The sequence below is a fragment of the Ruegeria sp. genome (genome assembly GCF_965221235.1).
Classification (GTDB): Bacteria; Pseudomonadota; Alphaproteobacteria; order Rhodobacterales; family Rhodobacteraceae; genus Ruegeria.
On sequence record NZ_CBDCRS010000003.1, the window covers coordinates 81,825 to 108,060 of the forward strand.

25 protein-coding genes, 2 pseudogenes and 1 riboswitch are annotated in these 26,236 nt (G+C 58.5%); of the genes and pseudogenes, 23 read left to right on the forward strand and 4 right to left on the reverse strand.

Features of this window, described 5'->3' with window-relative positions:
- The 7 genes from ACOQOY_RS00845 to ACOQOY_RS00875 all read left to right on the forward strand — a co-directional run bounded on the left by ACOQOY_RS00845 (position 1) and on the right by ACOQOY_RS00875 (position 5,854).
- A complete protein-coding gene (locus ACOQOY_RS00845; RefSeq protein ID WP_420583599.1) occupies positions 1-750 on the forward strand; it encodes a DUF1028 domain-containing protein in 750 nt (249 codons plus the stop codon).
- A 4-nt stretch (positions 751-754) separates the two neighbouring features.
- Positions 755-1,588, forward strand: coding sequence for a sulfite exporter TauE/SafE family protein (locus ACOQOY_RS00850; protein ID WP_420583600.1), 834 nt, complete (start codon positions 755-757; stop codon positions 1,586-1,588).
- A 2-nt stretch (positions 1,589-1,590) separates the two neighbouring features.
- Complete coding sequence (locus ACOQOY_RS00855) at positions 1,591-2,286, forward strand: FadR/GntR family transcriptional regulator (RefSeq protein ID WP_420583601.1); 696 nt, start codon at positions 1,591-1,593, stop codon at positions 2,284-2,286.
- Positions 2,287-2,424: 138 nt separating this feature from the next.
- Positions 2,425-2,633, forward strand: a riboswitch (cobalamin riboswitch).
- Positions 2,634-2,733: 100 nt separating this feature from the next.
- Positions 2,734-3,090, forward strand: coding sequence for a DUF1636 family protein (locus ACOQOY_RS00860; RefSeq protein ID WP_420583602.1), 357 nt, complete (start codon positions 2,734-2,736; stop codon positions 3,088-3,090).
- The gene (locus ACOQOY_RS00865) at positions 3,087-3,872 is read left to right on the forward strand and encodes an ABC transporter ATP-binding protein (protein ID WP_420583603.1); all 786 of its coding nucleotides are present in this window, start codon (positions 3,087-3,089) and stop codon (positions 3,870-3,872) included. The genes ACOQOY_RS00860 and ACOQOY_RS00865 overlap by 4 nt, the downstream gene beginning before the upstream one ends.
- A gap of 19 nt (positions 3,873-3,891) precedes the next feature.
- Entirely contained in the window at positions 3,892-4,839 is a 948-nt protein-coding gene (locus tag ACOQOY_RS00870; protein ID WP_420583604.1) for an ABC transporter substrate-binding protein, read from the forward strand.
- A 1-nt stretch (position 4,840) separates the two neighbouring features.
- Positions 4,841-5,854 carry a FecCD family ABC transporter permease gene (locus tag ACOQOY_RS00875; protein ID WP_420583605.1) on the forward strand — a complete coding sequence of 338 codons (1,014 nt, stop codon included), beginning with the start codon at positions 4,841-4,843 and terminating at the stop codon, positions 5,852-5,854.
- Between the two features lie 384 nt (positions 5,855-6,238).
- Here the strand turns inward: ACOQOY_RS00875 and ACOQOY_RS00880 are convergent, their stop codons facing one another.
- Entirely contained in the window at positions 6,239-7,495 is a 1,257-nt protein-coding gene (locus tag ACOQOY_RS00880; protein ID WP_420584017.1) for a replication initiation protein, read from the reverse strand.
- Between the two features lie 580 nt (positions 7,496-8,075).
- Here ACOQOY_RS00880 and ACOQOY_RS00885 point away from each other — a divergent pair.
- Positions 8,076-9,461, forward strand: coding sequence for an AAA family ATPase (locus ACOQOY_RS00885; RefSeq protein ID WP_420583606.1), 1,386 nt, complete (start codon positions 8,076-8,078; stop codon positions 9,459-9,461).
- Complete coding sequence (locus ACOQOY_RS00890) at positions 9,454-10,515, forward strand: ParB/RepB/Spo0J family partition protein (protein ID WP_420583607.1); 1,062 nt, start codon at positions 9,454-9,456, stop codon at positions 10,513-10,515. Before ACOQOY_RS00885 ends, ACOQOY_RS00890 begins: the two co-directional genes overlap by 8 nt.
- Before the next feature lie 227 nt (positions 10,516-10,742).
- Here ACOQOY_RS00890 and ACOQOY_RS00895 read toward each other — a convergent pair whose 3' ends face one another.
- On the reverse strand, positions 10,743-11,423 hold the full coding sequence (locus ACOQOY_RS00895; protein ID WP_420583608.1) for a GntR family transcriptional regulator: 681 nt from the start codon (positions 11,421-11,423) through the stop codon (positions 10,743-10,745).
- Between the two features lie 102 nt (positions 11,424-11,525).
- Here ACOQOY_RS00895 and ACOQOY_RS00900 point away from each other — a divergent pair, with 102 nt between their 5' ends.
- The 9 genes and pseudogenes from ACOQOY_RS00900 to queF all read left to right on the forward strand — a co-directional run bounded on the left by ACOQOY_RS00900 (position 11,526) and on the right by queF (position 18,785).
- Positions 11,526-12,128, forward strand: a complete 603-nt coding sequence (locus tag ACOQOY_RS00900; RefSeq protein ID WP_420583609.1) for an amino acid synthesis family protein — start codon at positions 11,526-11,528, stop codon at positions 12,126-12,128.
- Entirely contained in the window at positions 12,100-12,927 is an 828-nt protein-coding gene (locus ACOQOY_RS00905) for an alpha/beta fold hydrolase (RefSeq protein ID WP_420583610.1), read from the forward strand. Before ACOQOY_RS00900 ends, ACOQOY_RS00905 begins: the two co-directional genes overlap by 29 nt.
- The gene (locus ACOQOY_RS00910; RefSeq protein ID WP_420583611.1) at positions 12,924-13,859 is read left to right on the forward strand and encodes a flavin reductase family protein; all 936 of its coding nucleotides are present in this window, start codon (positions 12,924-12,926) and stop codon (positions 13,857-13,859) included. Before ACOQOY_RS00905 ends, ACOQOY_RS00910 begins: the two co-directional genes overlap by 4 nt.
- Positions 13,860-13,865: 6 nt before the next feature.
- A complete protein-coding gene (locus ACOQOY_RS00915) occupies positions 13,866-14,903 on the forward strand; it encodes an LLM class flavin-dependent oxidoreductase (RefSeq protein WP_420583612.1) in 1,038 nt (345 codons plus the stop codon).
- 14 nt (positions 14,904-14,917) lie between these two features.
- Entirely contained in the window at positions 14,918-16,381 is a 1,464-nt protein-coding gene (locus ACOQOY_RS00920) for an aldehyde dehydrogenase (protein WP_420583613.1), read from the forward strand.
- Between the two features lie 177 nt (positions 16,382-16,558).
- The gene (gene queC, locus ACOQOY_RS00925; protein WP_420583614.1) at positions 16,559-17,257 is read left to right on the forward strand and encodes a 7-cyano-7-deazaguanine synthase QueC; all 699 of its coding nucleotides are present in this window, start codon (positions 16,559-16,561) and stop codon (positions 17,255-17,257) included.
- A complete protein-coding gene (gene queD / locus ACOQOY_RS00930; protein ID WP_420583615.1) occupies positions 17,257-17,610 on the forward strand; it encodes a 6-carboxytetrahydropterin synthase QueD in 354 nt (117 codons plus the stop codon). Before queC ends, queD begins: the two co-directional genes overlap by 1 nt.
- Entirely contained in the window at positions 17,607-18,308 is a 702-nt protein-coding gene (gene queE / locus ACOQOY_RS00935) for a 7-carboxy-7-deazaguanine synthase QueE (RefSeq protein WP_420583616.1), read from the forward strand. The genes queD and queE overlap by 4 nt, the downstream gene beginning before the upstream one ends.
- Positions 18,309-18,325: 17 nt before the next feature.
- Positions 18,326-18,785 (forward strand): annotated as a pseudogene (gene queF / locus ACOQOY_RS00940) (preQ(1) synthase).
- Positions 18,786-18,793: 8 nt separating this feature from the next.
- Here the strand turns inward: queF and ACOQOY_RS00945 are convergent.
- Positions 18,794-19,678 (reverse strand): LysR family transcriptional regulator, encoded by an 885-nt coding sequence (locus tag ACOQOY_RS00945; protein ID WP_420583617.1) that lies wholly within the window; start codon positions 19,676-19,678, stop codon positions 18,794-18,796.
- Positions 19,679-19,833: 155 nt separating this feature from the next.
- Here ACOQOY_RS00945 and ACOQOY_RS00950 point away from each other — a divergent pair, with 155 nt between their 5' ends.
- The 4 genes and pseudogenes from ACOQOY_RS00950 to ACOQOY_RS00965 all read left to right on the forward strand — a co-directional run bounded on the left by ACOQOY_RS00950 (position 19,834) and on the right by ACOQOY_RS00965 (position 23,925).
- Complete coding sequence (locus tag ACOQOY_RS00950) at positions 19,834-21,036, forward strand: acyl-CoA dehydrogenase (RefSeq protein WP_420583618.1); 1,203 nt, start codon at positions 19,834-19,836, stop codon at positions 21,034-21,036.
- Positions 21,037-21,368: 332 nt separating this feature from the next.
- Positions 21,369-21,734 carry a putative quinol monooxygenase gene (locus tag ACOQOY_RS00955; protein WP_420583619.1) on the forward strand — a complete coding sequence of 122 codons (366 nt, stop codon included), beginning with the start codon at positions 21,369-21,371 and terminating at the stop codon, positions 21,732-21,734.
- 175 nt (positions 21,735-21,909) lie between these two features.
- Positions 21,910-22,050: pseudogene (locus tag ACOQOY_RS00960) on the forward strand (double zinc ribbon domain-containing protein); the annotation flags it as partial.
- 111 nt (positions 22,051-22,161) lie between these two features.
- The gene (locus ACOQOY_RS00965; protein WP_420584018.1) at positions 22,162-23,925 is read left to right on the forward strand and encodes an adenylate/guanylate cyclase domain-containing protein; all 1,764 of its coding nucleotides are present in this window, start codon (positions 22,162-22,164) and stop codon (positions 23,923-23,925) included.
- Here ACOQOY_RS00965 and ACOQOY_RS00970 read toward each other — a convergent pair.
- Complete coding sequence (locus ACOQOY_RS00970) at positions 23,913-24,743, reverse strand: IS5 family transposase (protein WP_420583494.1); 831 nt, start codon at positions 24,741-24,743, stop codon at positions 23,913-23,915. The two genes, ACOQOY_RS00965 and ACOQOY_RS00970, sit on opposite strands and share 13 nt — an antisense overlap.
- A 173-nt stretch (positions 24,744-24,916) precedes the next feature.
- Here ACOQOY_RS00970 and ACOQOY_RS00975 point away from each other — a divergent pair, with 173 nt between their 5' ends.
- Positions 24,917-26,203, forward strand: coding sequence for a hypothetical protein (locus ACOQOY_RS00975; RefSeq protein WP_420583620.1), 1,287 nt, complete (start codon positions 24,917-24,919; stop codon positions 26,201-26,203).
- Positions 26,204-26,236 lie beyond the last annotated feature (33 nt).

Genomic DNA, 26,236 nt, shown 5'->3' on the forward strand with positions numbered 1-26,236 from the left:
ATGACCTATTCTCTGATTGCAAAAGACCCCGAGACCGGAGCCATCGGCTTGATCGTGGCCAGCCGGTTCTTTGCCTGCGGCGCACGGGTACCTTGTGTCGGCGCACGCAGCGCCGTTGCCTCGCAGGCGTTTTCGAACCCTGTCTGGGGAACCGAGGGGCTTCGACGGCTTGAGGCGGGCGAATCTGCTCAGGATGTTCTCGATGATCTTGTGCGCCGCGACGAGGGGCGCGCTGCGCGTCAGGCGCATCTGATGGATGCCTCGGGCGGGTTCGCCGCTTATACTGGTGCAGATTGCGTTGACTGGGCCGGGCATCGGATTGGTCAGTCGCACTCGGTCGCGGGCAACATGCTGACCGGGCCGGATGTGGTCGATGCCACGTTTGAGACCTACGACGCCGAAACCGCCCTGCCCTTCCCCGAACGTTTGATGGCGGCGATGGAGGCGGGTGAGCGCGCAGGCGGCGACAAGCGCGGCAAACAGGCTGCCGGTATCGTCATCCATCAGGGCCAATCCCACGCCTGGCTGGACATGCGTGTCGACGATCATGCCGACCCGCTGGCCGAGCTGCGGCGGCTTTATGATGTTGCGTCCGAGCGGTATTTGCATTTCGCGCAAGCCATGCCGAGCGAGCAGAACTTCTCGGGCAATCCCGACCGTACTGCTTTGGAGGCCGCCATCGCGCGAGCCGAAGCTCAACGACAAGCCGAGGGCCGCGAAAGCCGGTCCTTCGCCAGCGATCCGGCCTGATCCAATGAGCGGGGTCGACTTCTCCACCCTTGCGACTCTGGTTGCCATTGCGGGCGCAGCAGGCGTCGTCGGTGGCATCCTTGCCGGATTGCTGGGTGTGGGTGGCGGCATCGTCATCGTTCCGGCGCTTTACTTTGCGCTGTCTCTGACCGGCAGCGACCCGGCCCTGACGATACAGGTCGCAGTAGGGACGTCGCTGGCTACCATTGTGTTTACGTCACTCTCCTCCAGCTGGGGTCACTATAAACGCGGCGCGCTGGATATGGCGCTGTTGAAACGCTGGGCTCCGGCCATTCTGGTGGGGGTGATCGTCGGGGCGCTGCTGGGTGGGCTCGTCAGTGGCTATATCCTTGTCGCCGTGTTTGCCACCGTCGCAGGACTGGTGGCGCTGGACATGATTTTCCGCAAACCTGGCAGCGACTCGGTCGTTCGCAGTTTCTCAAAACGAGTTTGGGCGATGACCGGCGTTTTTGCGGGCGCGGTCTCGGCCATGATGGGGATCGGAGGCGGCACGGTCTGCGTGCCGGTACTGAACTTCCTCGGCTATGACATCCGCAAGGCGGTGGGAACCGCGGCGGCCATCGGGTTCGTCATCGGCCTGCCCGGCGCGCTGATCTACATGGCGACCGGCTTTGGGCAAACCGGGTTGCCGCCCTTCTCAGTCGGCTATGTCAATCTGGTCGCCGCCGGGTTGATCATTCCGCTGACAACCAGCTTTGCCCATGTCGGCGTGCGCATCGCCCATTCCATATCGCAACGCGCATTGCGGCTTGCTTTTGGGGGTTTCCTGATGCTTACGTCGATACGCATGTTTAACGATTTGATCGGAGCCTGGTAGTTTTGGAAAACGCCCCTTCGGATACAGAACTGACGGCCGCCCTCAGAAGCGGGATCGAAACAGGGGATTTCCTGAAGAACGGCAAGTTGTTGCCAGAACGGGCGCTGGCCGAGGTTCTCGAGGTCACGCGGACGCGCATGCGCCGCATTCTCGATCTGCTGGAAGAAGACGGCACGGTGTTTCGCCGCCATGGTCAGGGGACGTTTGTCTCGCCCCCGCCTGCTGTCGGGGCCAGCCCCTTTCGCGCGGTTGCAGCCAAGGTCATGCCGCGTGACGTTATGGAGGTTCGGTTAGAGATCGAACCAGCGCTGGCCGCGCTGGCTGCCCAACGGGCTACGAGCAAGGAACTGAAAACGCTTGAACAATTGACGCAGGCCACGCTTGAAGCCTCGGATACGCAGGCCTATGGCGTTGCGGACGACATCTTTCACTACAAAATCGCGGAACTGGCACATAACCCGCTGTTTCTGACAGTTTACGATTCAATCCGCGCTGTCCGGCGTCAAGCCGAATGGACGCAGCGGCGCGAGACGCGCTATTCGGCCTCGACCCTGACCCGGCTGGGTGAACAGCACGAACAGCTGTTCAGCAGTATTTCGGCCCGCAACAGCCACGCCGCCGCCGAAATAATGGAGACCCATCTTCTGTCGGTTTCAAACGCTATGCTCCGAGACCGCACTTACAGCCGCGAAGGCTGAGAGTTCAGAATCCTTCGAAAATTCCACATTCTTTAATATGAAAAGACTACTTGCGTTATGTTATGTCATAACATACCAACTCCAAGATCTGTAATAGCACGAGACTTAGATTCCGTATTGACGCATCCCATGATCTGATGCACTCAATCACCAGATGGTTCCCCTAGGTACGCCGAAGGGATGAAAAGGGAATACGGTGAGGATTGCCAATCGGCGCCAAGTCCGTGACTGCCCCCGCAACTGTAAGCGGTGAGCAAAGCCAAACACCCACTGGCCCTTGGGGCCGGGAAGGATGGCCGAGCATTGACCCGCAAGTCAGGAGACCTGCCATCAGATTTTAACCAACCCGGGGCGGGGCGTCCTGGAAGGAGGCTTTGATGGCACGTTCAGCGCGTGTTTACATGACTGGCACCTTCTGTCCGCGCTTGGCAACAAGTGGAGCGGACAATGCCGAAACGACCTGATCACGTCCTGCTGATTTGCTCGACCTGCAAAGGCGAGGATAACGCCGACGCCCTTCGGGATGAGTTAACAGGCCAATTGCCCGACGGTTTCGCCATTCGGACCATCGCCTGTATGGCCGGTTGCAACAGGCCGACCACGGTCGGGTTTCAGGCGCGCGGCAAAGCGCAATATCTGTTTGGCGATATTCAGAGCGCACAGGACACGCAGGCCCTTGCCGACTTTGCCCGCCAATATGCAAACAGCACCGATGGTTGGACCAGCGCTTCGGATCGGCCAGTGGCATTATTCACCAAAACCCTGTCACGTATGCCGCGCATAGGGGGTGAGGACGCATCATGACCAGACCTCAATTCCTGATCGCGCGCGACCTCGAATACTATGCGCTGAATGGCGATATCCTGCTGCAAAGCGCCTCTTTTTCGCTGGATGAGGGCGCCATTCTGGCGATTGCCGGGCCGAACGGGGCTGGTAAAACAACGTTGTTGAATCTGCTCTGCGGCGCGGCTGAGCTTGTGTTGGGGGATGTCCTGGTTGGTGGACGCAGCCTGAAACAGATGTCGGCCGTCGAACGCGCCCGCAAAATCGCCGTTGTCAGCCAGCAGGAAATGCCCGACGGGCGGCTTGTTCTGCGGGACTATGTGGCCCTCGGCCAAATCCCGATCCGCAATGACCGCTCTGCCGAAAACCACAGCAAAGAGCTGACCCGGATTCTGTCCCTGACCGGGCTTGAGGCATTGGCGAACAAGAAGATGTTTCAGCTATCCGGGGGCGAGCGTCAGCGCGCTCATATCGCTCGGGCTTTAGCGCAGAATCCGTCGTTGCTGTTTCTGGACGAACCGACCAACCATCTGGACCCGGACGCCAAAGGCCGGATGCTGTCCCTTGTGGCTGAACTCGGCATCACCGTCGTCATGATTGTGCATGATCTGGTCATGATCCCCGAATTCGCAACCCATGTGGCGCTGATGAAATCCACACGTCTCACCGATTTCGGCCCTGTGGCCGAGGTGCTGACCGCAGACCGGGTCCGCGACACCTTTGGCGTCGATTTCCTGAGCTTTCACCACGAAGGCCGCATGATCCCGGCGCTGGATATCCGAAAAACAACCGTATCAACATAAAACCAAGGAGCACCCTTTAATGAAACAAATCTGGTCCGTGGCTTTGATCACAGCCATGGCGGGCGGCGCGTCCGCGCATGAAGTCACCGTTGACAATTGCGGCGAACCGCTGGTGTTTGAAACCCAACCCGAACGTCTTGTCGTGCACGACATGAACATGACCGACATGGCCTTTGCATTGGGCCTTCAGGACAAGATCGTCGGCCTGACTGGCATCACCGGTTGGTATAAGACAAGCCCGGAATTCGACACTCTGCGTGGCGATATCCCCGAGCTTGCGCCGAAATACCCAACGGTTGAAAACCTCGTCGCCGTCGAACCCGACCTGTTCTTTGCAGGCTGGTACTATGGCATGAAGCCCGGCGGCGACGTAACACCGGATACGCTTGAGCCATTCGGCATCAAGACCATGATCCTGACCGAGAGCTGCGTGCATCTGGACAAAGAACGCCCCGAGGCGTCGATGGATCTGCTGTTCGACGACGTCCTGCGTCTGGGCAAGGTCATGCATGTCGAAGACAAGGCCGGGGAACTGGTTTCCGGGTGGAAAAACGAACTGGCCGCTATTGAGGCACAGACCGCTGATCTGCCCAAGCCCCGTGTCTTCCTTCTGGACGGCCCGGCCGATGCGCCGTTCACCGCAGGCAAATTTGCCATCCCCGACGCGATGATCAACGCCGCTGGTGGTGAAAACGTCACCCATGACATGGACACCAGCTGGGGTCGCACCTCGTGGGAGGCCGTCGCAGCCTCAAACCCCGAATTCCTTGTTCTGCTGGACTATCAAACCGGGAACGGAGCAGCCGATACTTTCAAGTTCCTGCAAGAGCACCCGGTGATGTCTCAGACCGATGCGGTCAAGAACGAACGCTGGATCGGTTTGCGCTACGAAGAACTGACCCCCGGACCGGCAAACATCGAGGCAATCTCGAAAATGGTGCAGGCGATGCATCCGGGTATCAATTGATATGGGCCGACTGGGCCTGTTGCTTTTGTTGGGGGCGGTCGTTCTGGCCGCCCTCTTGCTGATTTCCACGATCTACGGCACCACCTCGATCCCCGCGTCCGACGCATTTCAGGCGATTTTGCTCGGAACAGGGCTGACGGACGGAGATATGTCTCCGCTGCATCGCATCGTATTCGACCTGCGCCTGCCCCGCGCTTTATTCGCAGCTGTGATCGGGGCCGGATTGGGCATTGTCGGCGTGGTGCTGCAAACCACAACGCGCAACGATCTGGCTGACCCGTTCCTGTTTGGCCTGTCTTCCGGGGCAGCCGCCGGGGCCGTATTCGTCATCACAGTGACCGGAGATATCCTCGGCTTCTGGACCCTGCCGCTGGCCGCGTTTTGCGGAGGCCTTGTAGCCTCAGGCATCGTGCTGGCGCTGGTCCACGGGCTGCGCACCAGCGCGCCGGAAAAGCTGATCCTCGCCGGGCTAGCGGTTTCTTTCCTGTTTTCTGCCATCACAAATTATCTGATTTTCGCAGGCGACAGTCGCGCCGCGCATTCGGTCATCTTCTGGATGCTGGGCGGCCTGGGTCTGGCCCGGTGGGAGACGTTCCCACTGGTTTGCGCCGGTCTGTTGCTGATCCTATCCTATGCACTCTATCGCAGTCGCTGGCTCGATGCCCTGCTGACCGGGGACCTCACGGCCTCAACCCTTGGTGTTCCTGTGCAAAGCCTGAGGTTCAGCATGTTTTTTGTGGCCGCTCTGGCAACAGCGGTTTTTGTCTCGGTCGCGGGCGTCATCGGTTTCGTTGGGTTAATGGTCCCACATATCGCACGCGGGCTTGTCGGCCCTTTGCACGGCCAGCTCTTACCGGTCGCCGCCATAGTTGGCGCGGCTTTGCTGACTGGGTCTGACATCCTCAGCCGATTGCTGCTGGCGCCACAAGAGTTACCAGTCGGGATCGTGACCACCTCAATCGGGTCGGTTTTCGTTTTCCTGCTTTTGTTCAGAACCGCAAAAGCGCAGCGCTAGCACTGTAGGCGCTGTCCAGACAATCTGGTCAGCGCTTTCAAGGTTCAAACCTCACTTCTGAAACCCCGCCGCCTGCAATCGAAGATACGTTCCCCGAAACGAAGAAATGTATGAAGCCCGGCAATCCTGTCTGAACACCTGATGTCTTTCTGCAATTATGCGCGCCGGAAACCCAACTTTTCACGTTTCGCCTTTTGGTTGGGTCTGTTGTTCACTCGCGTCCATTTACTTCTTTGACTGAATTCTGATTTGCACGCGAGTGAGATGCCTAATGCGCATTAGTTGTGCTTTTTGCACATCACATAGAGGCTGCGAATCCACCCGTTTTCTGTGACTTAGCCCTCCCCCATTGTTTCATAATCATCGTCCGCCCTTTTCCGAGCGTCATACAAATGCGTCTGGCTCCAGTTCCTCCCAAAAGTCAAAGATAGCACTGGCATTCAAACCTGACCGCCAGCCATGCGCTCGGAAGTGTTCCCGGTCCAGATCATTATCCAGCCCGGACAGAAACAACCGTTTGTCCGCATCTCTCTGCGTTGGGTTTCGCCGCGAAACCAGCTCCTCGACAATGGACAGCTTCCGCGAGCGCTCAGCCCGCTCAGCGGCGCGCGCGTTGTAAGCCTGATCTTCCTGCGCTCTTTCTGCCTGTCGAAGCCGAGCAGCTTCTACTGCCTCAGCGCTCGGCGGCACGACCTCTTTCTCGGCCAATTGATAGTCATCGCGCAGAGCGGCAGACAAATAGCCGACGGTAGATTTCACATCCCCCTGCCCGCTCACATAGTCGAGTTTCTGCTGCACATAATCTTCGCCATGTTCGGCAATCCACTGACGCGCTAGCCTGTCGGAGACGCCTTGCTTTCGTAATGTCTTATAGATCGGCAGGTTTCGAACGCCATCGCTGTCATCAATTTCAAACATCGCCTTTTGCGGGTTGCCCTTGATCAAAAAGCGGATGTCAGTGACTGATCTGCCTTTCTTCCGGAACTCAGGCTCAATAAGTATATCCGAGCTCTTGTTAACCTCCGCAACCGCGGGTTTGATAATCTTGGCATTGAGGTGCTTGAAGCTGCCGTAATAGTCGCTGCCATCCACGCCCATCAATTTACGGAACACATCCAGAGCCCACCACCCGGTGGATCCGGTTCGTACAAAGCGATAGCAGTTCTCGTACAAGGCCAGTCCGTGCCCAGAACTGAAGTTCCTTTGAATCTGCACATTGATCAGCGCATAAATTTTAGGGTCGTACAGTTTCTGCGCCAAAGCCGGGGAATACGCGTATTCGCAAATTCCGTTTTTTAGCTTGGCAAAACTCAGCAACGAAGACACGCCCCATTCCTGGCGCCCCTGCTCGTCAAGCATGTCCCATTCGGCCACGGTCTCGGCCAGAGCCCGCAAGCTGGCACGCAAAGTGTCAAAATCGTTGGAGTTGTAGCCGACCATCATCGCAAGCGTCCGAGCGTCGATCGTGTGGGTTGGCGCAGAGGTTAGCGCGTCGTACGCGTTAAGCAGCAATACATTCGAGAGCTTGCGCTGCAACAACGTAAGCTTGCCGCTAATGTGAATTGCGGCGACGTTTTTTTTGACCGTTTCCCGACGCAGGGCACCGGAAAGTTGATCCATGTCCAATTGTGTATCCGGCATGATTCTGCCTGGCTGCTCGTTTTGATATTTGTTGCATGAAAAGTACCTGTGGATCAATTTAATTTGGGTACCCAAATACAGGTTGGCCGGAATCCCGTAGACAGGTACCTATAGTGGTCTCACGTGAAGTTATCCCCAGACGTAGACTCCATAGGGGCGTGTATCGCTCGATCAAATGCGACTCGGGTATCAATATGGGGTAGAATTAGGGTCTAAACACCCATTGTTTTCAACGTCCTGCGAATCGGGCCTGTTCCTCCCGGAAACCGGTCCACATGAACCCGTAGACAGGTACCTTTAACACCGTAAATGGATACCTTTGGTCCCGAGCTTGGGTGCCGAAGGTAGCTTTAGTATTTGATTTTATTACACTTTAATATCGTAAAGAATCTAAACTATCTAAATAAAATAAACTCTTTGTTGCCCAGTGTGTCTTTCTTTTTAACGGTTTCGTGGCGAAACCCAGCAGCAACTGTCATTTTTGTGGAAAACTTTCATTCTCAGGATAGCCTGCGAAAGAAATGTTCGCTATGTTTGGCAATATACGCTGATAAGGCGAACATTATCTGAGGCATCGACAGTGAACAAATCCAACCAACCTCCTTTGCCGCCCTATTTGAATCTGGACCCTAAGGCAGCAGCCGAGAAGTTGCCTGACCCTATCGGAACCTCTCGATTCGCAAAAGCTGCCGCGTTCTGTGCGAAAGGACGTGAGGACCTTGCCCGCAGAGGTTATGCCCCTGATGGGGAGAAACGTCTGAGAAGATTCTCTATCTGGGAAATCACTAAATACCTCATCCCCGTCGCGCCGGCACATTTGCGCCGCGTTCTGAAAGCGAATCCTGATCTTCCGCAAGGCGAAGGTGAAGCCGGATCGAAATGGTTCACCCTGGATGAAGTTCTGTCTCTGCGCCAGCACTTTGCTGCCGAAGGAGTCAGCACAAAAGAATATCTGCCCTATCGGCCAGAAGGTCTGCCTGCCAAGGTGGTAGCTGTTGCGAATTTCAAAGGCGGTGTTGGTAAAACTTCAACGGCCGCTCATTTGGCTATGTCTGCGGCCTTGGACGGCTATAAAGTTCTGGTCATTGATCTGGATAGCCAGGGGTCGATGACCTCGATCCTTGGTGGCAATGTTGCTGACGAATGGCAGACCGTGTTTCCGTTGATCGCCAAGGACTATGCGCGCGCGGTACAGGAAGAAAACCGGATACGGACAGCTGCCGGGCAGCCCGAAATTCCCCTGGATGAAACGTTGCAAGAAGCTCTGAACACCCTGCCCCGCGATGTGATTCAGAAAACCCATTGGCCAAATATTGACCTGATCGGCGCGCAACTGAACCTCTATTGGGCCGAATTTCAGATTCCGGTCTGGCGCATGGGGCTGCGCAGCTGGCCGTTGTGGGACGGTTTGACCAACTTCCTCGAAGACGAAGGCGTGCTGAACGATTATGACATCGTTTTCCTCGATACGCCTCCTGCACTTGGGTACCTAACGATCAATGCTCTGGCGGCGGCGGACATTTTGTTGGTCCCTCTGGGCGCATCATTTCTGGAGTTTGATTCGACCGGACGCTTTTTCGACATGCTGTACACCACCTTCGCCAGCATTGAAGATGGCGAAAACGCCGCGCAACGGGCGGCGGGGTTGCCTGAGCTTAAGTTCGAATGGGATGTGGTGCGGGCGATCATCACCCGGTTCGATGCAAGTCAGCAGACAGATATGGCGAATGTGATTCAGGCATATTTCGGCGATTTCATGAATGCCTATCGTCAGGATTATACCGCGCTGGTGGGGCAGGCAGGTGAACAGGTCAACGGCATTTATGAGGCCGACTACAGAGATTTCAACCGTGACACCTATGTGCGAGGCCGGGAGACATTCGACCGTACTTACGCCGAGTTCAAACAGGTTCTCATTGGCTGCTGGTGGCGCGACGCTCAGATGGGAGGAGAAGCAGATGGCTAAACGCAGAAGACTGATCGCTCCGGACACGTCGGAACTGGAGCAACTTGAGGCAGGTTTCGCCGCGAAACCCTCGGCCAATCCGTTTGATACCAAATCCGCGACGCCTCCGATTGCGCAGGTCGCGGCCGAAGCGGCAACGCTGAACGGGATGGCCGCCGTGACCGACAGGCTGGCTTTGGCGCAGGATCAGGGGGATGCAGCGCGGTGGCGCGATGCACAGGACGCCGGATTGGTGGCAGAGAAGCTGCCGCTGGATCAGATTGATGCCGATTATATCCGGCGCGACCGGATGGTCGAAGACGAAGAAGCGATGGCTGAGTTGCTGGAGTCTTTGCGTGTCCACGGCTTGCGCACCCCAATCGAGGTGACGCGCGATGGTGACGGATATGGCCTGATCTCGGGTTTCCGGCGTTTGGACGCCTTCCGGCGACTGGCGCAAACCGACCCGTCCTTTAACGAGATCCCGGCCTTTGTCCGGCAGGCTGGGGCTGGTCAGGACGCCTATGTCTCGATGGTCGAAGAGAACGAGCTTCGGGCCAACCTCACCCCGTATGAGCGGGGGCGCATCGCGGTTCTGGCTGCGGGGCAGGGGGTCTTTAATTCGACCGAGGCTGCCGTCGACGTGTTGTTCGCGGCGGCGTCCAAGGCCAAGCGGTCCAAAGTGCGCAGCTTTGCCGTTGTTCACGAGGCGCTGGGGGATCTGTTGCAGCACCCGGTTGCGCTGTCGGAAAAGGCGGGTCTTAAACTGGCCTCTGCGGTGCGGGACGGAGCACAGAAGAAACTGCGTGAGGCGTTGGCCGGGGCAGGGGAGATGGATCCCAAGGCGGAATGGGCATTGTTGGAAGACACCCTCAAAGACGCACCGGCCGCGACCAAGGCAAAGGGAGGACGCCCGCAACAGGTGCAGCGCCTGGAGCCGGTTGTCGCCGCTGGTGGCGGGTCCATACTGGCTGAAGTCGCTGCAGGAGAGTTGCGCATTCGCATCCGAGGCAGGGAATTTTCGGCCCAGAACGCTCAGGAGATTGTTGAACAGCTGGCGAAACACTTGAGTTAGATCTAGCTTGTGAATTCTCCGAGTTTTAGGTGGTGCGCAAAAGGTTTGAATAAAGCGCACTAAACAACCCTTCAGCTTCATTTGCGAAAGCTTTTGTTGCAGCAATCGGACACAGGGAAGAGCGCGATCCGGCGCTTTTCATCAGGGGACGTAATTTTGGTAGGCGTCAACATTGGCCGCTGAGCTATGCGCCTAGCCAAAGGAGGGTCACGATGGGCACGCCAACATCAAGTATTTTCCAAGGCGAACAGACGTTGCGCAATGGCTGTTGTGTCGCTGAGATGACGGTCGATGGCGGCGCGGGCGGCGGCAGGGTCTCCGGATGTGATCGCCTCGCATATATCTTCCATATAGCTTAGGCCGGGTCGGTCCCGGTCGGTCGATGACAGGGTCATCATCCGCAACCGGCTGATCCGGCCGTTGAGGCGCTGCACCACGTCCCAGGCGATATAGTGGCCCGCGCCATCAAAAATCTCGGAATAGAAATCCGATGTTGCGCGAAACAACGCGCCCGGCGTTTGGTCGGAAAACGCGCGCCTGAGGGTTTCCAACGCTTTTTGCAGATCGCGGGCCCGTTCTGGAGTGATGTTTCGGGCGCAGTTTTCTGCCGCTGCGGTTTCCAGCATCCGGCGGATATCGTAGATCTGGCGTGCGTCGTCCCAGCTCATGACTGCAACGATCGGGCCGCGACCGGGCAGGATTTCGACAAGCCCTTCGGCCTCAAGATACCGGATCGTCTCGCGGATGACGGTTCGGCTGACGCCCAGTTGATCACAGAGTGGCCGTTCCACAAGCCGCTGGCCCGGTTGAAAAAGTCCTTCGATGATCGCTTCCCGCATGCGGTCCTGGACCATGTCACGCAGAGTGGCCGGCGGGTGATCTATCTTTGTCAGTTTCGGTGTTGTCATGGGGGGCAAGGTATCGAGTAGGGCAGGGGACGACAAGGTATGATTGACGGATGGTACGATGGTATACCATATTCCTGTCAACAGAATCGCAAGGGAACTGCCATGCCTGCCGAAATCCGCAAAACGTTGCTGCATGTCGAAAACACTTTGATCGAAGGGGGCAAGCCCGCCGAGACGCCACTGAAGATGATTGCCGCTGTCGCTGTAATCCGAAACCCGTGGGCGGGGCAGGGCTTTGTCGAAGACCTGAAACCCGAGATCCATGAGTGCGCTCCGGGTCTGGGCAAGCTGCTGACCGACATGGTGCTCGAGGCCGCCGGCGGAGGCGACAAGGTTGAGGGCTATGGCAAAGCGGCGATCGTCGGAGTGAATGGTGAGGTTGAGCATGGCTCGGCATTGATCCACACGCTGCGTTTCGGCAATTTCTATCGTGAGGCGGTGGGGGCTAAATCTTATCTGGCCTTCACCAACACCCGTGGTCCGGCAAACGCGGCGATGCAAATTCCGCTGATGGACAAGAATGACGGTGGGCGTCGCAGCCACTACCTGACCATCCAGTTGCAAGTCGCCGATGCGCCCGCCCCGGATGAGATCATGATTGCGCTGGGTGCATCCATCGGCGGCCGCCCGCATCATCGTATTGGCGACCGGTATCAGGACCTGAAGGAACTGGGGCATGACCTCGACAATCCAGCAGCTGTCTGACCCATTCGGTCAGGTCGCGTTTCGCGACGCGGGGGTGCCTCGGGGCGCACCTGATGAGCCAGTGGTTCTGCTCCACGGTGTCGGGATGCAATCCGCCGCCTGGGCACCGCAGATTGATGCATTGTCGCGCGCGTTTCATGTGATCGCACTGGATTTGCCGGGGCATGGGGGCAGCGACCAACTGCCCTCGGGGTCAGACCTTGAGATGTTTCTGGACTGGTTCTTGGCGGCTCTGGATGCCTTGGGGATCAGGCGGGCCAATCTGGTCGGACATTCGATGGGGGCATTGATTGCCGGAGGGTTCGCCATCCGCCACCCGGACCGTGTCGCGCGGGTTGCCTTGTTGAACGGAGTGTTTCGCCGCGACGATGCGGCCAGACAATCCGTCATCGAAAGGGCCGCGCTGATTGGCACCGGGTCATTTGACGTGCAAACGCCGCTGCGCCGCTGGTTTTCAGATACACCAAGCGACCGGGCCGCGCGCGCTGATGTGGGCGGATGGTTGTCGGAAGTAGACGTTGAAGGGTACGCCACGGCTTACACCGCATTCGCTCATGGCGACGCGCTTTTTTCCGACAGTTATGACAAGATCAGATGCCCGCTGCTGGCGCTGACCGGAGGGGACGACCCGAACTCGACCCCGGCGATGTCGTGGGCCATGGCAAAGGCGGCGCTGCATGGGCGCGCTATTATCATCGAACACCACCGGCATATGGTAAACCTGACTGCGCCCGAAGCAGTCAATGCCGCGCTGGTGGACTGGTTGAACTGGCCTTGTGAACAGGGGGAGGGGATATGATTGAATTTGACCCAAGCGGATTGAGCAATCCGCGCGCGCTGCGCAACGCCTTTGGCAGCTTCATGACCGGCGTGACGGTTGTGACAGCCCATGACGCGGCGGGTGAACCACTGGGCTTTACCGCGAATTCGTTCACCTCGGTCTCGCTCGATCCGCCTTTGGTTCTGGTTTGCCTGGCCAACACGTCGAGCAATTTTGAAACCTTTGCGAACACCTCCAAATTTGCCGTCAACATCCTGTCCGAAGCGCAGATCGAAGTTTCAAATACCTTTGCCCGCCCGGTCGAGGATCGGTTTGCTGCGGTTGACTGGCAGGCGGGTCCGCACGGCTCGCCCATTCTTGAGGGCGTGTCCGCATGGTTCGACTGCGCCACGCATAAGACCGTCGAAGCGGGCGACCATCTGATCCTGATCGGTGAGGTCAAGGCCTTCCACCAGAACATCGCGCCCGGATTGGGCTATGCGCGCGGTGCCTATGTCACCCCAGCGGCCGAGGCCGAGGCGCTCAGCAAACGGTCGGATACGGTGGTCTCGGCCCTGATCGCGCGGGACGACACGATCCTGTTGCAGGATGACGGCCACGGTCACCTGACCATCCCGAACACCGACAACTTGTCCAAAGGTGTGAATGTCGCGCTAGAGCAGTTGATCCGCGACAGTGGCGTCAATGCCGAGCCGGGGTTCATCTATTCCGTGTTTCAGGACGAGGCACGCAAGCAGCATCACATCTCATTCCTGTGTCAGGCCGACAAAGGTACGCCAGAGAACGGGGTGTTCACCCAGATCACGCCGTCGACCCTGATGGATGTCGCCGACCCGGCCATTTGCACGATGCTGGAACGGTTCGCGGCTGAAAGCCGGATGGGGAATTTCGGCGTGTATTACGGCAATGAGGTCCATGGCCATGTCAAACCGCTCATCGTGGGGAGTTAGGCGGATATGAAATTTTCACTCTTTGCGCATATGGAACGGATCTCGGCAGATCAGGACCAGAAGCAACTGTATGATGAGTTCATCCAGCTGTGCAAAATCGCCGATGAGGGCGGGATGCACGCGATCTGGACCGGCGAACATCACGGGATGAATTTCACCATCGCGCCGAACCCGTTTCTGAACCTGATCGACGTGGCGCGTCACACCAAGAACGTGCGTCTGGGTACCGGCACAGTGGTCGCCCCGTTCTGGCATCCGATCCGTTTGGCCGGTGAGGCGGCGATGACCGATCTGATCACCGACGGCCGTCTGGATTTGGGCATCGCTCGGGGGGCATATAGCTTTGAATACGAACGTCTGATGCCCGGCATGGACGCCTGGGAGGCCGGTCAGCGGATGAGAGAGCTGATCCCGGCCGTGCAAAAGCTGTGGGCGGGCGACTATGCGCATGAGGGTGAGTTTTTCTCTTTTCCCAAAACCACCTCGGCCCCGCAGCCCCTGCAAAAAGACGGACCGCCCATCTGGGTCGCGGCCCGCGATCCCAATAGCCATGAATTTGCGATCTCGAACGGGTGCAACGTTCAGGTGACACCGCTGTGGAATGGCGATGACGAAGTTCACAGCCTGATGACCAAGTTCAAGGACGCCTGCGCCAAATTCCCGGACGTAGCGCGGCCCAAGATCATGCTGTTGATGCACACCTATGTGGCCTCGGACGACGCAGATGTGAAACAGGCCGCGGTCGAGTTGAACCGGTTCTATAATTATTTCGGTGCCTGGTTCATGAACAAGCGCGATATCTCGCAGGGTTTGATTGATCCGCTGAGTGATGACGATATTGCCGCCCATCCGTTCTATACGCCCGAAAATATGGAACGCGATCTGGTGATCGGCACCGTAGACACCGTAATCGACCGCCTGCGCAGTTATGCGGCGCTTGGCTATGATGAATACTCGTTCTGGATCGACTCGAGCATGCCGTTTGAACGCAAGAAAGCCTCGCTTGAGCGGTTTATCAAAGACGTCATGCCGGCGTTTCAGTAAAAGGTTGAGATAAAATGCAGCAGTTTCAACAGTATATTGGTGGCGCTTTTTCGGACGGCTCGGCACAGTTTGACAGTCTGGACCCGGCCACGGGCGCCGTTTGGGCCAAGATGCCCGAGGCCAGCGAGGACGACGTCAATCAGGCTGTTGAGGGCGCAGAACGCGCGTTTTTCTCGCCGGACTGGGCGGGGATGACGGCCACAGCGCGGGGCAAGCTGCTGTCCCGTCTGGCCGATCTGATTGCAGAAAACGCCCCGCGTCTGGCTGAGCTGGAGACCCGTGATACGGGCAAGATTATTCGCGAAACCTCGGCCCAGATTGCCTATGTCGCCGACTACTATCGCTACTATGCCGGTCTGGCCGACAAGATCGAGGGAGCACATCTGCCCATCGACAAACCGGATATGGAGGTCTGGCTGCGGCGCGAGCCGATCGGTGTTGTGGCCGCCGTAGTGCCGTGGAACTCGCAGCTGTTCCTCTCGGCCGTTAAAATTGGCCCGGCACTGGCGGCGGGTTGTACCGTCGTGCTGAAAGCCTCGGAAGAAGGTCCGGCTCCGATGCTGGAATTCGCCCGTATCTTTGATCAGGCGGGCTTTCCGCCCGGTGTGCTGAACGTGATTACCGGCGGGCCGGGGGCAGGGGCTGTTCTGACCAGCCATCCGAAAGTGGCCCATGTCGCCTTTACCGGCGGACCAGAGACCGCGCGTCATATCGTGCGCAACTCGGCGGAAAATCTGGCGTCGACCTCGTTGGAACTTGGCGGCAAATCTCCGTTCATCGTGTTCGAAGATGCCGATCTCGACAGCGCCGTGAACGCGCAGGTGTCGGGGATTTTTGCGGCCACGGGGCAAAGCTGCGTGGCCGGCTCGCGGCTTGTTGTTCAGGCCTCGATCAAGGACGAATTCCTTGCGCGTCTCAAGCAGAAAGCCGAGGCGGTTGTGATCGGCGCCCCGGATGACATGGCGACCGAGGTTGGCCCGCTATGTACGCTGCGCCAGCGGGACACGGCAATGGACCTGATCCGACGGTCGGTCGAGCAGGGGGCAAGGGTGGTGACGGGCGGCCATCCGATAGACCGCGCCGGATTCTATTTTCCACCTACCATTCTGGATTGCAGTGACGCGCCGGATGCCGACAGCCTGACCCATGAATTTTTTGGCCCTGTCCTGTCTGTCGTGTCGTTCGAGACCGAAGCCGAGGCCATCGCCATCGCCAACAACACCCGGTTCGGTCTGGCCTCGGGTCTGTTCACCCAGAACCTGACGCGGGCGCATCGCATGATCCGCGCCATCCGCGCCGGGATCGTCTGGGTAAATACCTATCGCGCCGTCAGCCCTATCGCCCCGTTCGGCGGCCATGGCCTGTCTGGCCACGGGCGCGAGGGCGGGTTGCAAGCGGCACTGGATTACACACGGGTCAAGTCGGTTTGGCTTCGCACCAGCGACGATCCGATCCCCGATCCGTTTGTCATGCGGTGAACACCTCGCCTGATCAGCCCGAAATGCCCTGACCCGCTGTCATCGACGGGCCTGTCTACCGTCCTAACGGGAATTCTCGTGAAAAACGAACTTGTGCATTGCGTCTTGGAATAGGCGCGTCTAAGGGTCCGCGCGCCGGTCGCAGCCTACCCGGTTATCAAAACAAGGACTGACATCATGAAAACTACTTTGGTCTGCTCTGGCGGACTGGATTCCGTGTCTCTGGCGCATGTATTGGCAGAGCAGGGCGCGCTGTCGCGTCTGGTCTCTTTCGACTATGGCCAGCGCCATACGAAAGAGCTGGACTTTGCCGCCGCCTGCGCCGTGCGGCTGGGCGTGCCGCATCACGTGATCGACCTGCGCTCGGTTGGGGCGACGCTGACCGGATCGGCGCTGACCGACGATCTGGATGTGCCGGACGGGCATTACGAAGAAGAGACAATGAAGGTCACGGTGGTCCCCAACCGAAATGCCATCATGTTGACCATCGCCTATGGCATCGCCGCGGCGCAGGGCGATGATACGGTGGCAACTGCGGTGCATGGCGGTGATCACTTCATCTATCCCGACTGTCGCCCGGGCTTCACCGATGCGTTCGACACGATGCAGCGCGCAGCGTTAGAAGGATATGCTGATGTCGCGCTGCATGTACCGTTCGTTCACCGCTCCAAGGCCGATATCGTGGCCGAGGGCGCACGGGTGAACACGCCGTTTGATCAGACGTGGTCCTGCTACAAGGGCGGCGATCTGCATTGCGGGCGCTGCGGCACCTGCGTGGAACGGCGCGAGGCATTTGATCTGGCCGGAGTCTCCGACCCAACCCTCTATGCCGACCCTGATTTCTGGCGGCAGGCGGTGGAAAGGAAACGCGCCTGATGTACCGGATCACCAAGGAATTCCACTTCTCGGCCTCGCATCAACTGACCCATCTGCCCGACGACCACCAATGCGCGCGGATGCACGGGCATAATTATGTTGTGGTGGTCGAGCTGGCCTCGGCCAACCTCAACTGCGACGGGTTCGTGCGGGATTATCACGAGCTGAAGCCGCTCAAGGCCTATATCGACGACACGTTCGATCATCGCCATCTGAACGACGTGCTGAATTGCGTGACCACTGCCGAGAACATGGCGCGTCATTTCTATGACTGGTGCGCGGCGCGCTGGCCGGAAACGGCAGCGGTGAAGGTGTCCGAGACGCCCAAGACCTGGGCCGAGTACCGGCCATGACCCTGCGCATTGCCGAAATCTTTGGCCCAACCGTTCAGGGCGAGGGCGCGTTGATTGGCCAGCCCACCGTTTTCGTCCGCTCGGGCGGTTGTGATTTCCGCTGTTCGTGGTGCGACAGCCTGCACGCGGTGGACAGCGCCTTTCGCCACGACTGGGCCGCGATGAGCACTGATGATGTCTGGGCCAAGGTTCAGCACCTCTCCGGCGGGCGGGCTCTGACTGTATCGCTGTCGGGTGGTAATCCCGCGATTCAGGATTTTGGCCCGTTGATCCGGCGCGGGTTAGACGCGGGGTATTCCTTTGCCTGCGAAACACAGGGATCAGTTGCAAAGCCTTGGTTTGCCGATCTGGCCATGTTGGTTCTCAGCCCCAAACCGCCCAGCAGCGGCGAGCAGATGAACTGGACCGCTTTCGACGCCTGTCTGGCCGTTCGGCCCACCAATACGGTGTTGAAGATCGTGATCTTTGATGAGGCGGATTTTCGTTGGGCAAAGGATGTGGCCGGGCGCTATCCGGATCTTCCTTTGTACCTGCAACCCGGAAACCTGGAAACCAACCCCGACCTGCCGGTCGATCTGGAACAGGCCACCGGACGGCTGGAATGGCTGATCGACAAAACCCTTAGCATCGGATGGTTTACCCCGCGCATCCTGCCCCAGCTGCACGTGTTGGTCTGGGGCAACAAACGCGGCGTTTAAACGAACTGGAGACGGATATGAGCGATATCTACAGCAACCTTACCCAACTGGGCGGCGACACTGTCCTGCCGACCAATCCCGAAGACGCCGTTCTGGAACGGGTGCAGAACCCGCAGGCCGATGTGGACTACAACGTGCGGTTCACCGCGCCCGAGTTCACCTCGCTCTGCCCGATGACGGGGCAGCCGGACTTTGCCCATCTGGTAATCGACTATGTGCCGGGTGAGTGGCTTGTCGAAAGCAAATCGTTGAAACTGTTCCTTGGGTCATTCCGCAATCACGGCGCGTTCCACGAAGATTGCACCATCTCGATCGCTCGCCGTTTGCAAGAGTTTCTGGAACCTCGCTGGTTGCGCATCGGTGGTTATTGGTATCCGCGGCGGCATCCCCATCGACGTGTTCTGGCAGACCGGCGCAATGCCCGAAAACGTCTGGATTCCCGATCAGGGTGTGCCGCCATATCGGGGCCGCGGCTAGGCGGCGGATTACCGGCGCCGGCGCGTTTGCCTGCTGATCCAATCAGCAAATTTCTGAACCGCTTCGTTTCTCTGACCGGTCGGGGTTGCAATGTAATAGGCGCTGTCCGAGGCATCCTCGATCTGGTCGATTTCCGTCAACTGCCCCAATGCCAGTTCTTCTTCGATCAGGTATGAGGGCAGGATTGCCGCGCCCAGACCCGCCACGGCGGCTGAGATCAGCATCGAAAACTGGTCAAACCGCATTCCCGGAAAGGCGGCGTTTGCCCCATACCCCAGCTGCGTGTGATAGTCCGACCACAGATCAGGCCGCGACGTCAGATGCAGTAAGGGCATATCGAAGACCGATACGTCCGAGCGTTGCAGCAGCGCAGGGGCGGCGGTGACAACAAGGTGTTCCGGGAACAGTTTGCGCAATTGTGCGCCGGGCCAGTCCTCTTGTCCGATATGAATGGCCATATCTATGCGCCTTTGTTCAAGGCTGAACGGCGAGGTGTAGGAATGCAGGTCCAGTTCGATGCCCGGATGCTGCGCCTTGAATTCCGGCAGTCGCGGCACAAGCCATCGCGTCGCAAAGGTGGGCAGAACCGCAACGCTGAGCAACGAGGTCGCGTTACCCGCGGCGACTGCCCGATTTATCGTGCCGCTCAACCGCTCGAGATCGCCCGCAAGTTCATGGCGCAGTGCGTGTCCGGCCTTGGACAGGCGCACCGCGCGCCCGACCCTGCGGAACAGAGTGACACCAAGGACGGACTCTAGTTCGCGCACCTGACGGCTGATCGCGCTTTGGGTCACGCCAAGCTCTTCGGCGGCCATGGTATAGCTTTCATGCCGGGCGGCGGCCTCGAAACTGCGCATCAGAGCAAGTGAAGGAAGTGAGCGGAACTTAGGCATTTAGATTCATGACTTCTAGTCACTGATAAGATACGTATTACCACCTTACTCTCAAGTCTCAATGCAAGTAAAAACGCGGGCAGACGGTTCGAAAAGGGGCAAGTGATGCGTCACCGCGCCGCCCAAAAGACAACCGCTTTTGAAAGGAATCTTGCATGACACCTCAGTCAGCCCCGCATCTTGGTCCGTTCACGTGGGACGATCCGTTTCTGTTGGAAGATCAGTTGGCCGAAGACGAGCGTATGGTGCGCGATGCGGCCTTTGCCTATGCGCAGGACAAGTTGTTGTCGCGCGTGACCGCGGCGTTTGCGAATGAGGAAACCGACCCCGAGATTTTCCGCGAGATGGGTGAGATGGGTCTGCTGGGCACCACCATCCCCGAGGAATATGGCGGTATCGGCTCCAGCTATGTGACCTATGGTCTGGTCGCGCGCGAGGTTGAGCGGGTGGACAGCGGCTATCGCTCGATGATGTCGGTGCAGTCCAGCCTGGTGATGTATCCGATCTATGCCTACGGCACCGAAGAGCAGCGCCAGAAATACCTGCCGAAACTGGCCAGCGGTGAATTCATCGGCTGTTTCGGGCTGACCGAACCCGACGCGGGCTCGGACCCGGCCGGGATGAAGACGGTGGCAAAGAAGACCGATGGGGGATACGTGCTGAACGGGTCCAAGATGTGGATCTCGAACTCGCCGATCGCCGATGTATTTGTGGTCTGGGCCAAGTCCGAAGCTCATGATGGCAAGATCAAAGGCTTTGTGCTGGACAAAGGGACACCGGGTCTGTCGGCCCCCAAGATCGAAGGCAAACTGTCCCTGCGCGCCTCGATCACCGGTGAGATCGTGATGAACAATGTCGAGGTAGGCGACGATGCTCTGCTGCCCGGGGTTGCGGGGTTGAAAGGTCCGTTTGGCTGCCTGAACCGGGCACGTTACGGCATTGCCTGGGGCTCGATGGGGGCCGCCGAGGCGTGCTGGCACGCGGCGCGGCAATACGGGCTGGATCGCAAACAGTTCGGCCGCCCGCTGGCGCAGACCCAATTGTTTCAGCTGAAGCTTGCGAATATGCAGACCGAGATCACGCTGGGCCTGCAAGCTGCGCTGCGGGTTGGCCGCCTGATGGACGAGGCCCGCGCCGCGCCCGAGATGGTCAGCCTGATCAAGCGCAACAACTGCGGCAAGGCGCTTGAGATCGCGCGCCACGCCCGTGACATGCATGGTGGCAACGGGATCAGTCAGGATTTCCACGTGATCCGCCACATGGTGAACCTTGAGACCGTCAACACATATGAAGGCACCCATGACGTGCATGCCCTGATCCTGGGCCGCGCTCAGACCGGCCTGCAAGCCTTTGCCTGATCCCGCCTGAACGGCATCGTCCGTTCAACCGTCAAACAATCTACCGTCGGACCCAAAGGGCGTCCGGCGGTTTTTTTTGACGTCCTGTGGCTGGGCGGGTCAAATGGTGCGGGTGCAAATGTCTGCGCTAATCGGGCTATATGTGATCTGGTTCATTTTCCCGGCCTCGCAGGACTGGTAGGGTTCGCCCAGTCGACGAAGATGTTTGCAGCGAAACCCTGCATGGCCGTTCGGAAAAATTGACGCTGACCAACGACCATCCGAGCGCGCCGCTGCGCAAGCGCCGGACCCGCCAAATCCGTTCCGGCGCGCCTTTCGAAGGGGGATGTCGAATGTATTGCACGATCGCAATCTGGTATCTGAAGCCGGACCTTCAGTCAGAAGGTATCGCCGCGCTGAAGCAACTGGCCAAAGATGTCGAGGAACACGAACCGGACACCTGGGGATATCTGATCCATTCCGGCGCTGCGGGTTCGGCCCCGCCCTGGCCGGACGGAACCATAGTGTTCGTGGAGATGTACAAGGACAAAGAGGCGTTTCTGTATCATTTGAACGGCCCAGTCTTTTCGACTTTTGTGAAAGAGCAAGGGCACCTGTTTCAGCCAACGCCGGGCTCGGACGCCCCGTTTGTGCTGGTTCAGAATGTCGACCGTATTCAGGGGTTCCTGCGGCAACAGGCAGGAGAAGCAACGGGCTGATGCCCTGTGCAATCCGTCCACCGGACAATCCAGCCGAAACAACGGGTTGAAGGCTCTAAATTGCGGTTTTGGAATTGCTGGGCGACGAATTGTCCAAAATGTGATACGAAAGGTCCCAATTTATGTATTTTGTTTCCTTTTTGTCGCGGATTTTTAACCTTCAGAGGCGGCCATTTTGGTAAGTCGGGAAATCAATTGCAGGGAATGCGGAACGGCCTGCCCGGCTGGATCAAATTTCTGCCACAGCTGCGGAACCGCACTGACTCTTGCCTGCGGCGAATGCGGCGCGGTCGCAGTCGCCAATGCGCGGTTCTGTACGGCTTGCGGTGCGGCATTGTCCGGTCCGGTGAAAGAACCGGACAAACCCGCCAAACCGCCTCCGTCGGAGCCTAAACAAACAGCTGAAAATGTTGCGGAACGCCGCCAGTTGACCGTTATGTTCTGCGATCTGGTCGGGTCCACGGCTCTGTCGGAAAGCCTCGACCCCGAAGACTATCGAGAGCTGATCACCCGATATCGCGATCTGGTCGGGCGGACCGTTGCAAAATTTGGCGGCGAAGTGGCGAACTATGCAGGCGACGGTGTGGTCGCCATTTTTGGTTATCCGACCGCGCAGGAACTCAGCCACTATTCGGCCGCCCTCTGCGCGTTGGATTTGGCCAGTACGGCGCGGGACATGGAGGTCGGCTTTGCCCGCCAGTCCGTTTCGACCAATGTGCGCATCGGAATTCACACCGGGCCGGTTGTGGTCGGTACGGCGACCAGCTCCTCCATGGATGAAAAAGTGTGGCTGTTTGGGGATACGCCGAACGTAGCAGCACGGATTCAGTCCGCCGCTGATGTGGGTGAGGTGGTGGTGTCCGAGGTGACGCGCCGCCTGATTGGCGAGCGTCTGGATTTTGTCTCGATCGGCAGCCCGCCCTTGGCCGGGGTTAGCACACCGATGCAGCTGTTCCGGGTGCGGCGCAAAGTGTCCGGTTTTGAATCGTCACGTCTGGACTTTTCGCACGACACTACGCCGACGATTGGCCGGACGGCGGAAATTGCGCTGGTCCGGTCGCGCTGGGAAGGCGCGCTGGATGGGGAGGGGCAGGTGCTGCTGCTGACCGGAGATGCCGGGGTTGGAAAGTCCCGCATTGCCTTTGGTCTTCGGGATGAGCTGGCCAATGAGGCCTCGACCCATTTCGTTTTGTTCGGCTCGCCCTTGCATCAAAGCAGTGCTTTTTTCCCGGTTAAGAACGCTCTGACCACGCTGACCGGGATGTCGCCCAATGCCGCGCCCGAGGAAAGCCGGGCGAAGATAACCGATTTTCTGACCGAACTGGGCTTGGATGCCCAGACCTGTGCTGCGCCCATTCTGCGGTTGATGGGGCTGGAGGACAGCACGTCTCTGGTTGAGCCGATGGCGCCCGAGCGTGAAAAAGGCGCGCTGATCGAGGCACTGCTTCAGTTGTGCGCGGGGTTAGAGCAAAGCCATCCGCTGCTCTTGTTGTTGGATGATGTGCATTGGTTCGATGCCTCGACACTTGAATTCGTCAACGGCTGGGTCGAACAATTGTCAAACCGGCGCTGCCTGATCCTGATGACCGCGCGGACCGAATTTCAGTCGCCCTGGCGCAACCAATCCCACGTTACCAGTCTTGAGCTGAACCGTTTGGTCCGGCGTGACATTTACAAACTGGTGGAAAGTATTTCTGGCGTACGCCCCTCCGAAGAGGTGCTGAGCCAGTTGGCGGAACGAACCGACGGGGTTCCTTTGTTTGTTGAGGAACTGACCAAGATGGCAATGGAATCCGGTCTGCTGGTCAGCCGCGGGCAGAGCCAGGCCGAACTTTCCATGGCGATACCCGAGTCTCTACAGGACTCGCTGATGGCCCGCCTTGACCGGCTGTCCGCCAGCCGTGAGATCGTGCAGGTTGCCGCAGCAATTGGCCGAAATTTTGAACGCAAACTGCTGTCCGAAGTGTTGGATTGGGATGATGACGACATCTCAAACGCGTTAGAGCAACTGCTTGAGACCGAGCTGATCGTCCCAGCAGGGCAGCCGGGTACAGTGGATGCCTATCGGTTCCGCCATGCGTTGGTTCAGGATGCGGCCTATCAATCCATGTTGCGGTCGACCGCGTCCCGGTGGCACGGTCAAATCGCCGACGTGCTTGAGAGCCTGAATCTAAAGTTTTACGTTGCATAGCAGTGCCTTGCCAGTCTGCGTGTCAGGAGGCGGATATTGGCAACGAGCGCCCAGGCTGTTGAGCTTTCGATTGTGCGTTCCCAGTCTTTGGCCAACCGTCGACACCTTCCCAGCCATGCAAAAGTGCGCTCAACGACCCATCGCTTGGGCAGAAGAACGAAGCCTTTTGCCTTGTTAGGTCGCTTGACTATTTCCAGTGTCCACTCATCACCCATGGCTTGTCGGAGCTTATCCCCCGCATACCCACCATCGGCGAAAATATGGCGCAAACAAGGGAATTTTTTGCCGACCGCTTTGAGCAGATCGGGAGCGCCGTCACGGTCCTGGATGTTGGCGGCATGAACGATGATAATCAGCAGAAGCCCAAGGACGTCCGTCACAATATGACGCTTGCGCCCCTTGGTCTTTTTGCCGGCGTCATATCCGCAAATGCCTCCACTTTCTGTAGTTTTCACACTTTGGCTATCAATCACACCCGCCGTAGGCTCGGCAGCGCGGCCCTCCAATTCACGAGCGGCAGCAACCAGCAAATCACTCATTGCCGCCAGCAAGCCCGCGTTCCGCCAATTATAGAAATATCCCTGTACAGTCGTCATGGGAGGAAAGTCTGTCGGCAAAGCGCGCCACTGGCAGCCTGTCGATCCGATGTAGAAAATCGCATTCATCACTTCCCGCATATCCGTCGTTCGAGGACGACCGCCAGACCGTGCCGGTGGAATCATTGGCTCGACCAGCGACCATTCATCGTCTGACATGTCACTTGGATAGCGGTCCGTTTTGCGTGTATGTTGAGCGCGAGCGATATCATTCCAGGGCATCTGATCCTCCGTTTGCCAGCAAAATTCAGAGAATCATAACCCGATGATATCCTTCAACTACTTTTCGGTCAGGCTCTGAGGCGAAATACAAGGAAACTGTCGCGCGCGAGCCGGAGATCCTGGGCCATCATTATTGGCGAGCGGGAAACTACAACGCCGCCGAGGGTAAGCTGATGACCGCGGCGCGTCAGGCGCTGGACCATTCCGCCAATGTCGAGGCGATCACTCATCTGAAACACGCGCTGGAATGTTTGCAGGAATTGCCACCCTCGCAAGAGAGGGACCGGCGCGAGATCGACTTGCAGATCATGATCGCCGTGCCGCTGGCATTCGTGCGGGGTTATGCGCACAAATCCGTACTGTCGGCCTATTCGCGAGCGCAGGCCCTGTGTCGCGAATACGGGGAAACGGAACGTCTGTTCAAAGTCGTCTATGGCCAGTTCCGCTCGACCATGCTGGGTGGTGAGTATGAGATTTCGAAACAGAATGCGGACCGGTTGGTGTCGTTGTGCGAAGATCTGGACAGCCCGCTGGTTCTGGTCTCTGCCGAACGTTCGCACGGGGCGCTGAATACTTATCTGGGTCATCCGCTTGAGGCGCTGAAGCATCTCGACGCGGGTATCGCCGTGAACCTGTCGATCGAGCATCGTTTCGTTGGGTTAGATTATGACGTGGTCGATCTGGCGGTTGCACTTCAGGGCTATCGGGCCTTGTCGGCTTGGCTGTCGGGGGACGAGGCCACGGCGATTGAAGCGATCAAGGCCGCACTGGTTCATGCTGAAGAAACCTCGCACCCGTTCAGCCAATCCTTTGCGCACGCGTTTCTGGGGTGGATCTCGCAATTCCGTGGTGATGAGCGGTCGGTGCAGGACAGCTCGGCCACTTTGATTGCGCTGTCCGAGGAGTATTCGTTCCAGTTCTGGCGGGGTTGGGCACGGGTGATGAACGGCTGGGCGCGGCGAAATTCGGACGGTGAGAAGTCGCTTGAGGATATCGAGCTGGGTCTGCGGGAATGGCGCGACACCGGCTGTCGTCTGGGGCTGAGCTTTTTCCTGTGCCTTTACGCCGATGCGGCCATTTTGCACGGGCGGCTGGAGCTGGCAGAAGAATTGCTGACCGAGGCCGAGCAGTTCGCGCAGGACAGTTGCGAAAACTTCTGGATCGTAGGCTTGACCTGTCTGCGGGGTAGGTTGGCGCAAGCACATGGCGACGACCGCGCCGGGCTCGAACATTTCAAACAGGCTGCCCTGCTGGCGGTTGAACTTGGGCATTACGGACCGCTGTTGCACGTGGTTCGGGAAATCGCCGCGCAGGAGGTCCTGACGGATGATCTGACCGAGGTCGCCCGGGCCGTGAGCACGGCGACACGCGCGTCCAAGGCGCACGCGCTGGCGGCGGCGGATACCATTTTGAAAACAGTCACAACAGCCATGCCGGAGGCATCATCGGACAAGAATTGAAGACATAAAATTGTCAAAGCCAGTGGGGAGGAC

Excerpts from the sequence above, each read along its gene's own strand:
- ACOQOY_RS00845 (WP_420583599.1), top strand. The coding sequence starts at position 1 with ATGACCTATTCTCTGATTGCAAAAGACCCCGAGACCGGAGCCATCGGC.
- ACOQOY_RS00850 (WP_420583600.1), top strand. The coding sequence starts at position 755 with ATGAGCGGGGTCGACTTCTCCACCCTTGCGACTCTGGTTGCCATTGCG.
- ACOQOY_RS00860 (WP_420583602.1), top strand. The coding sequence starts at position 2,734 with ATGCCGAAACGACCTGATCACGTCCTGCTGATTTGCTCGACCTGCAAA.
- ACOQOY_RS00865 (WP_420583603.1), top strand. The coding sequence starts at position 3,087 with ATGACCAGACCTCAATTCCTGATCGCGCGCGACCTCGAATACTATGCG.
- ACOQOY_RS00870 (WP_420583604.1), top strand. The coding sequence starts at position 3,892 with ATGAAACAAATCTGGTCCGTGGCTTTGATCACAGCCATGGCGGGCGGC.
- ACOQOY_RS00875 (WP_420583605.1), top strand. The coding sequence starts at position 4,841 with ATGGGCCGACTGGGCCTGTTGCTTTTGTTGGGGGCGGTCGTTCTGGCC.
- ACOQOY_RS00880 (WP_420584017.1), bottom strand. The coding sequence starts at position 7,495 with ATGCCGGATACACAATTGGACATGGATCAACTTTCCGGTGCCCTGCGT.
- ACOQOY_RS00890 (WP_420583607.1), top strand. The coding sequence starts at position 9,454 with ATGGCTAAACGCAGAAGACTGATCGCTCCGGACACGTCGGAACTGGAG.
- ACOQOY_RS00895 (WP_420583608.1), bottom strand. The coding sequence starts at position 11,423 with ATGACAACACCGAAACTGACAAAGATAGATCACCCGCCGGCCACTCTG.
- ACOQOY_RS00900 (WP_420583609.1), top strand. The coding sequence starts at position 11,526 with ATGCCTGCCGAAATCCGCAAAACGTTGCTGCATGTCGAAAACACTTTG.
- ACOQOY_RS00905 (WP_420583610.1), top strand. The coding sequence starts at position 12,100 with ATGACCTCGACAATCCAGCAGCTGTCTGACCCATTCGGTCAGGTCGCG.
- ACOQOY_RS00910 (WP_420583611.1), top strand. The coding sequence starts at position 12,924 with ATGATTGAATTTGACCCAAGCGGATTGAGCAATCCGCGCGCGCTGCGC.
- ACOQOY_RS00915 (WP_420583612.1), top strand. The coding sequence starts at position 13,866 with ATGAAATTTTCACTCTTTGCGCATATGGAACGGATCTCGGCAGATCAG.
- ACOQOY_RS00920 (WP_420583613.1), top strand. The coding sequence starts at position 14,918 with ATGCAGCAGTTTCAACAGTATATTGGTGGCGCTTTTTCGGACGGCTCG.
- queC (WP_420583614.1), top strand. The coding sequence starts at position 16,559 with ATGAAAACTACTTTGGTCTGCTCTGGCGGACTGGATTCCGTGTCTCTG.
- queD (WP_420583615.1), top strand. The coding sequence starts at position 17,257 with ATGTACCGGATCACCAAGGAATTCCACTTCTCGGCCTCGCATCAACTG.
- queE (WP_420583616.1), top strand. The coding sequence starts at position 17,607 with ATGACCCTGCGCATTGCCGAAATCTTTGGCCCAACCGTTCAGGGCGAG.
- ACOQOY_RS00945 (WP_420583617.1), bottom strand. The coding sequence starts at position 19,678 with ATGCCTAAGTTCCGCTCACTTCCTTCACTTGCTCTGATGCGCAGTTTC.
- ACOQOY_RS00950 (WP_420583618.1), top strand. The coding sequence starts at position 19,834 with ATGACACCTCAGTCAGCCCCGCATCTTGGTCCGTTCACGTGGGACGAT.
- ACOQOY_RS00955 (WP_420583619.1), top strand. The coding sequence starts at position 21,369 with ATGTATTGCACGATCGCAATCTGGTATCTGAAGCCGGACCTTCAGTCA.
- ACOQOY_RS00970 (WP_420583494.1), bottom strand. The coding sequence starts at position 24,743 with ATGCCCTGGAATGATATCGCTCGCGCTCAACATACACGCAAAACGGAC.
- ACOQOY_RS00975 (WP_420583620.1), top strand. The coding sequence starts at position 24,917 with ATGACCGCGGCGCGTCAGGCGCTGGACCATTCCGCCAATGTCGAGGCG.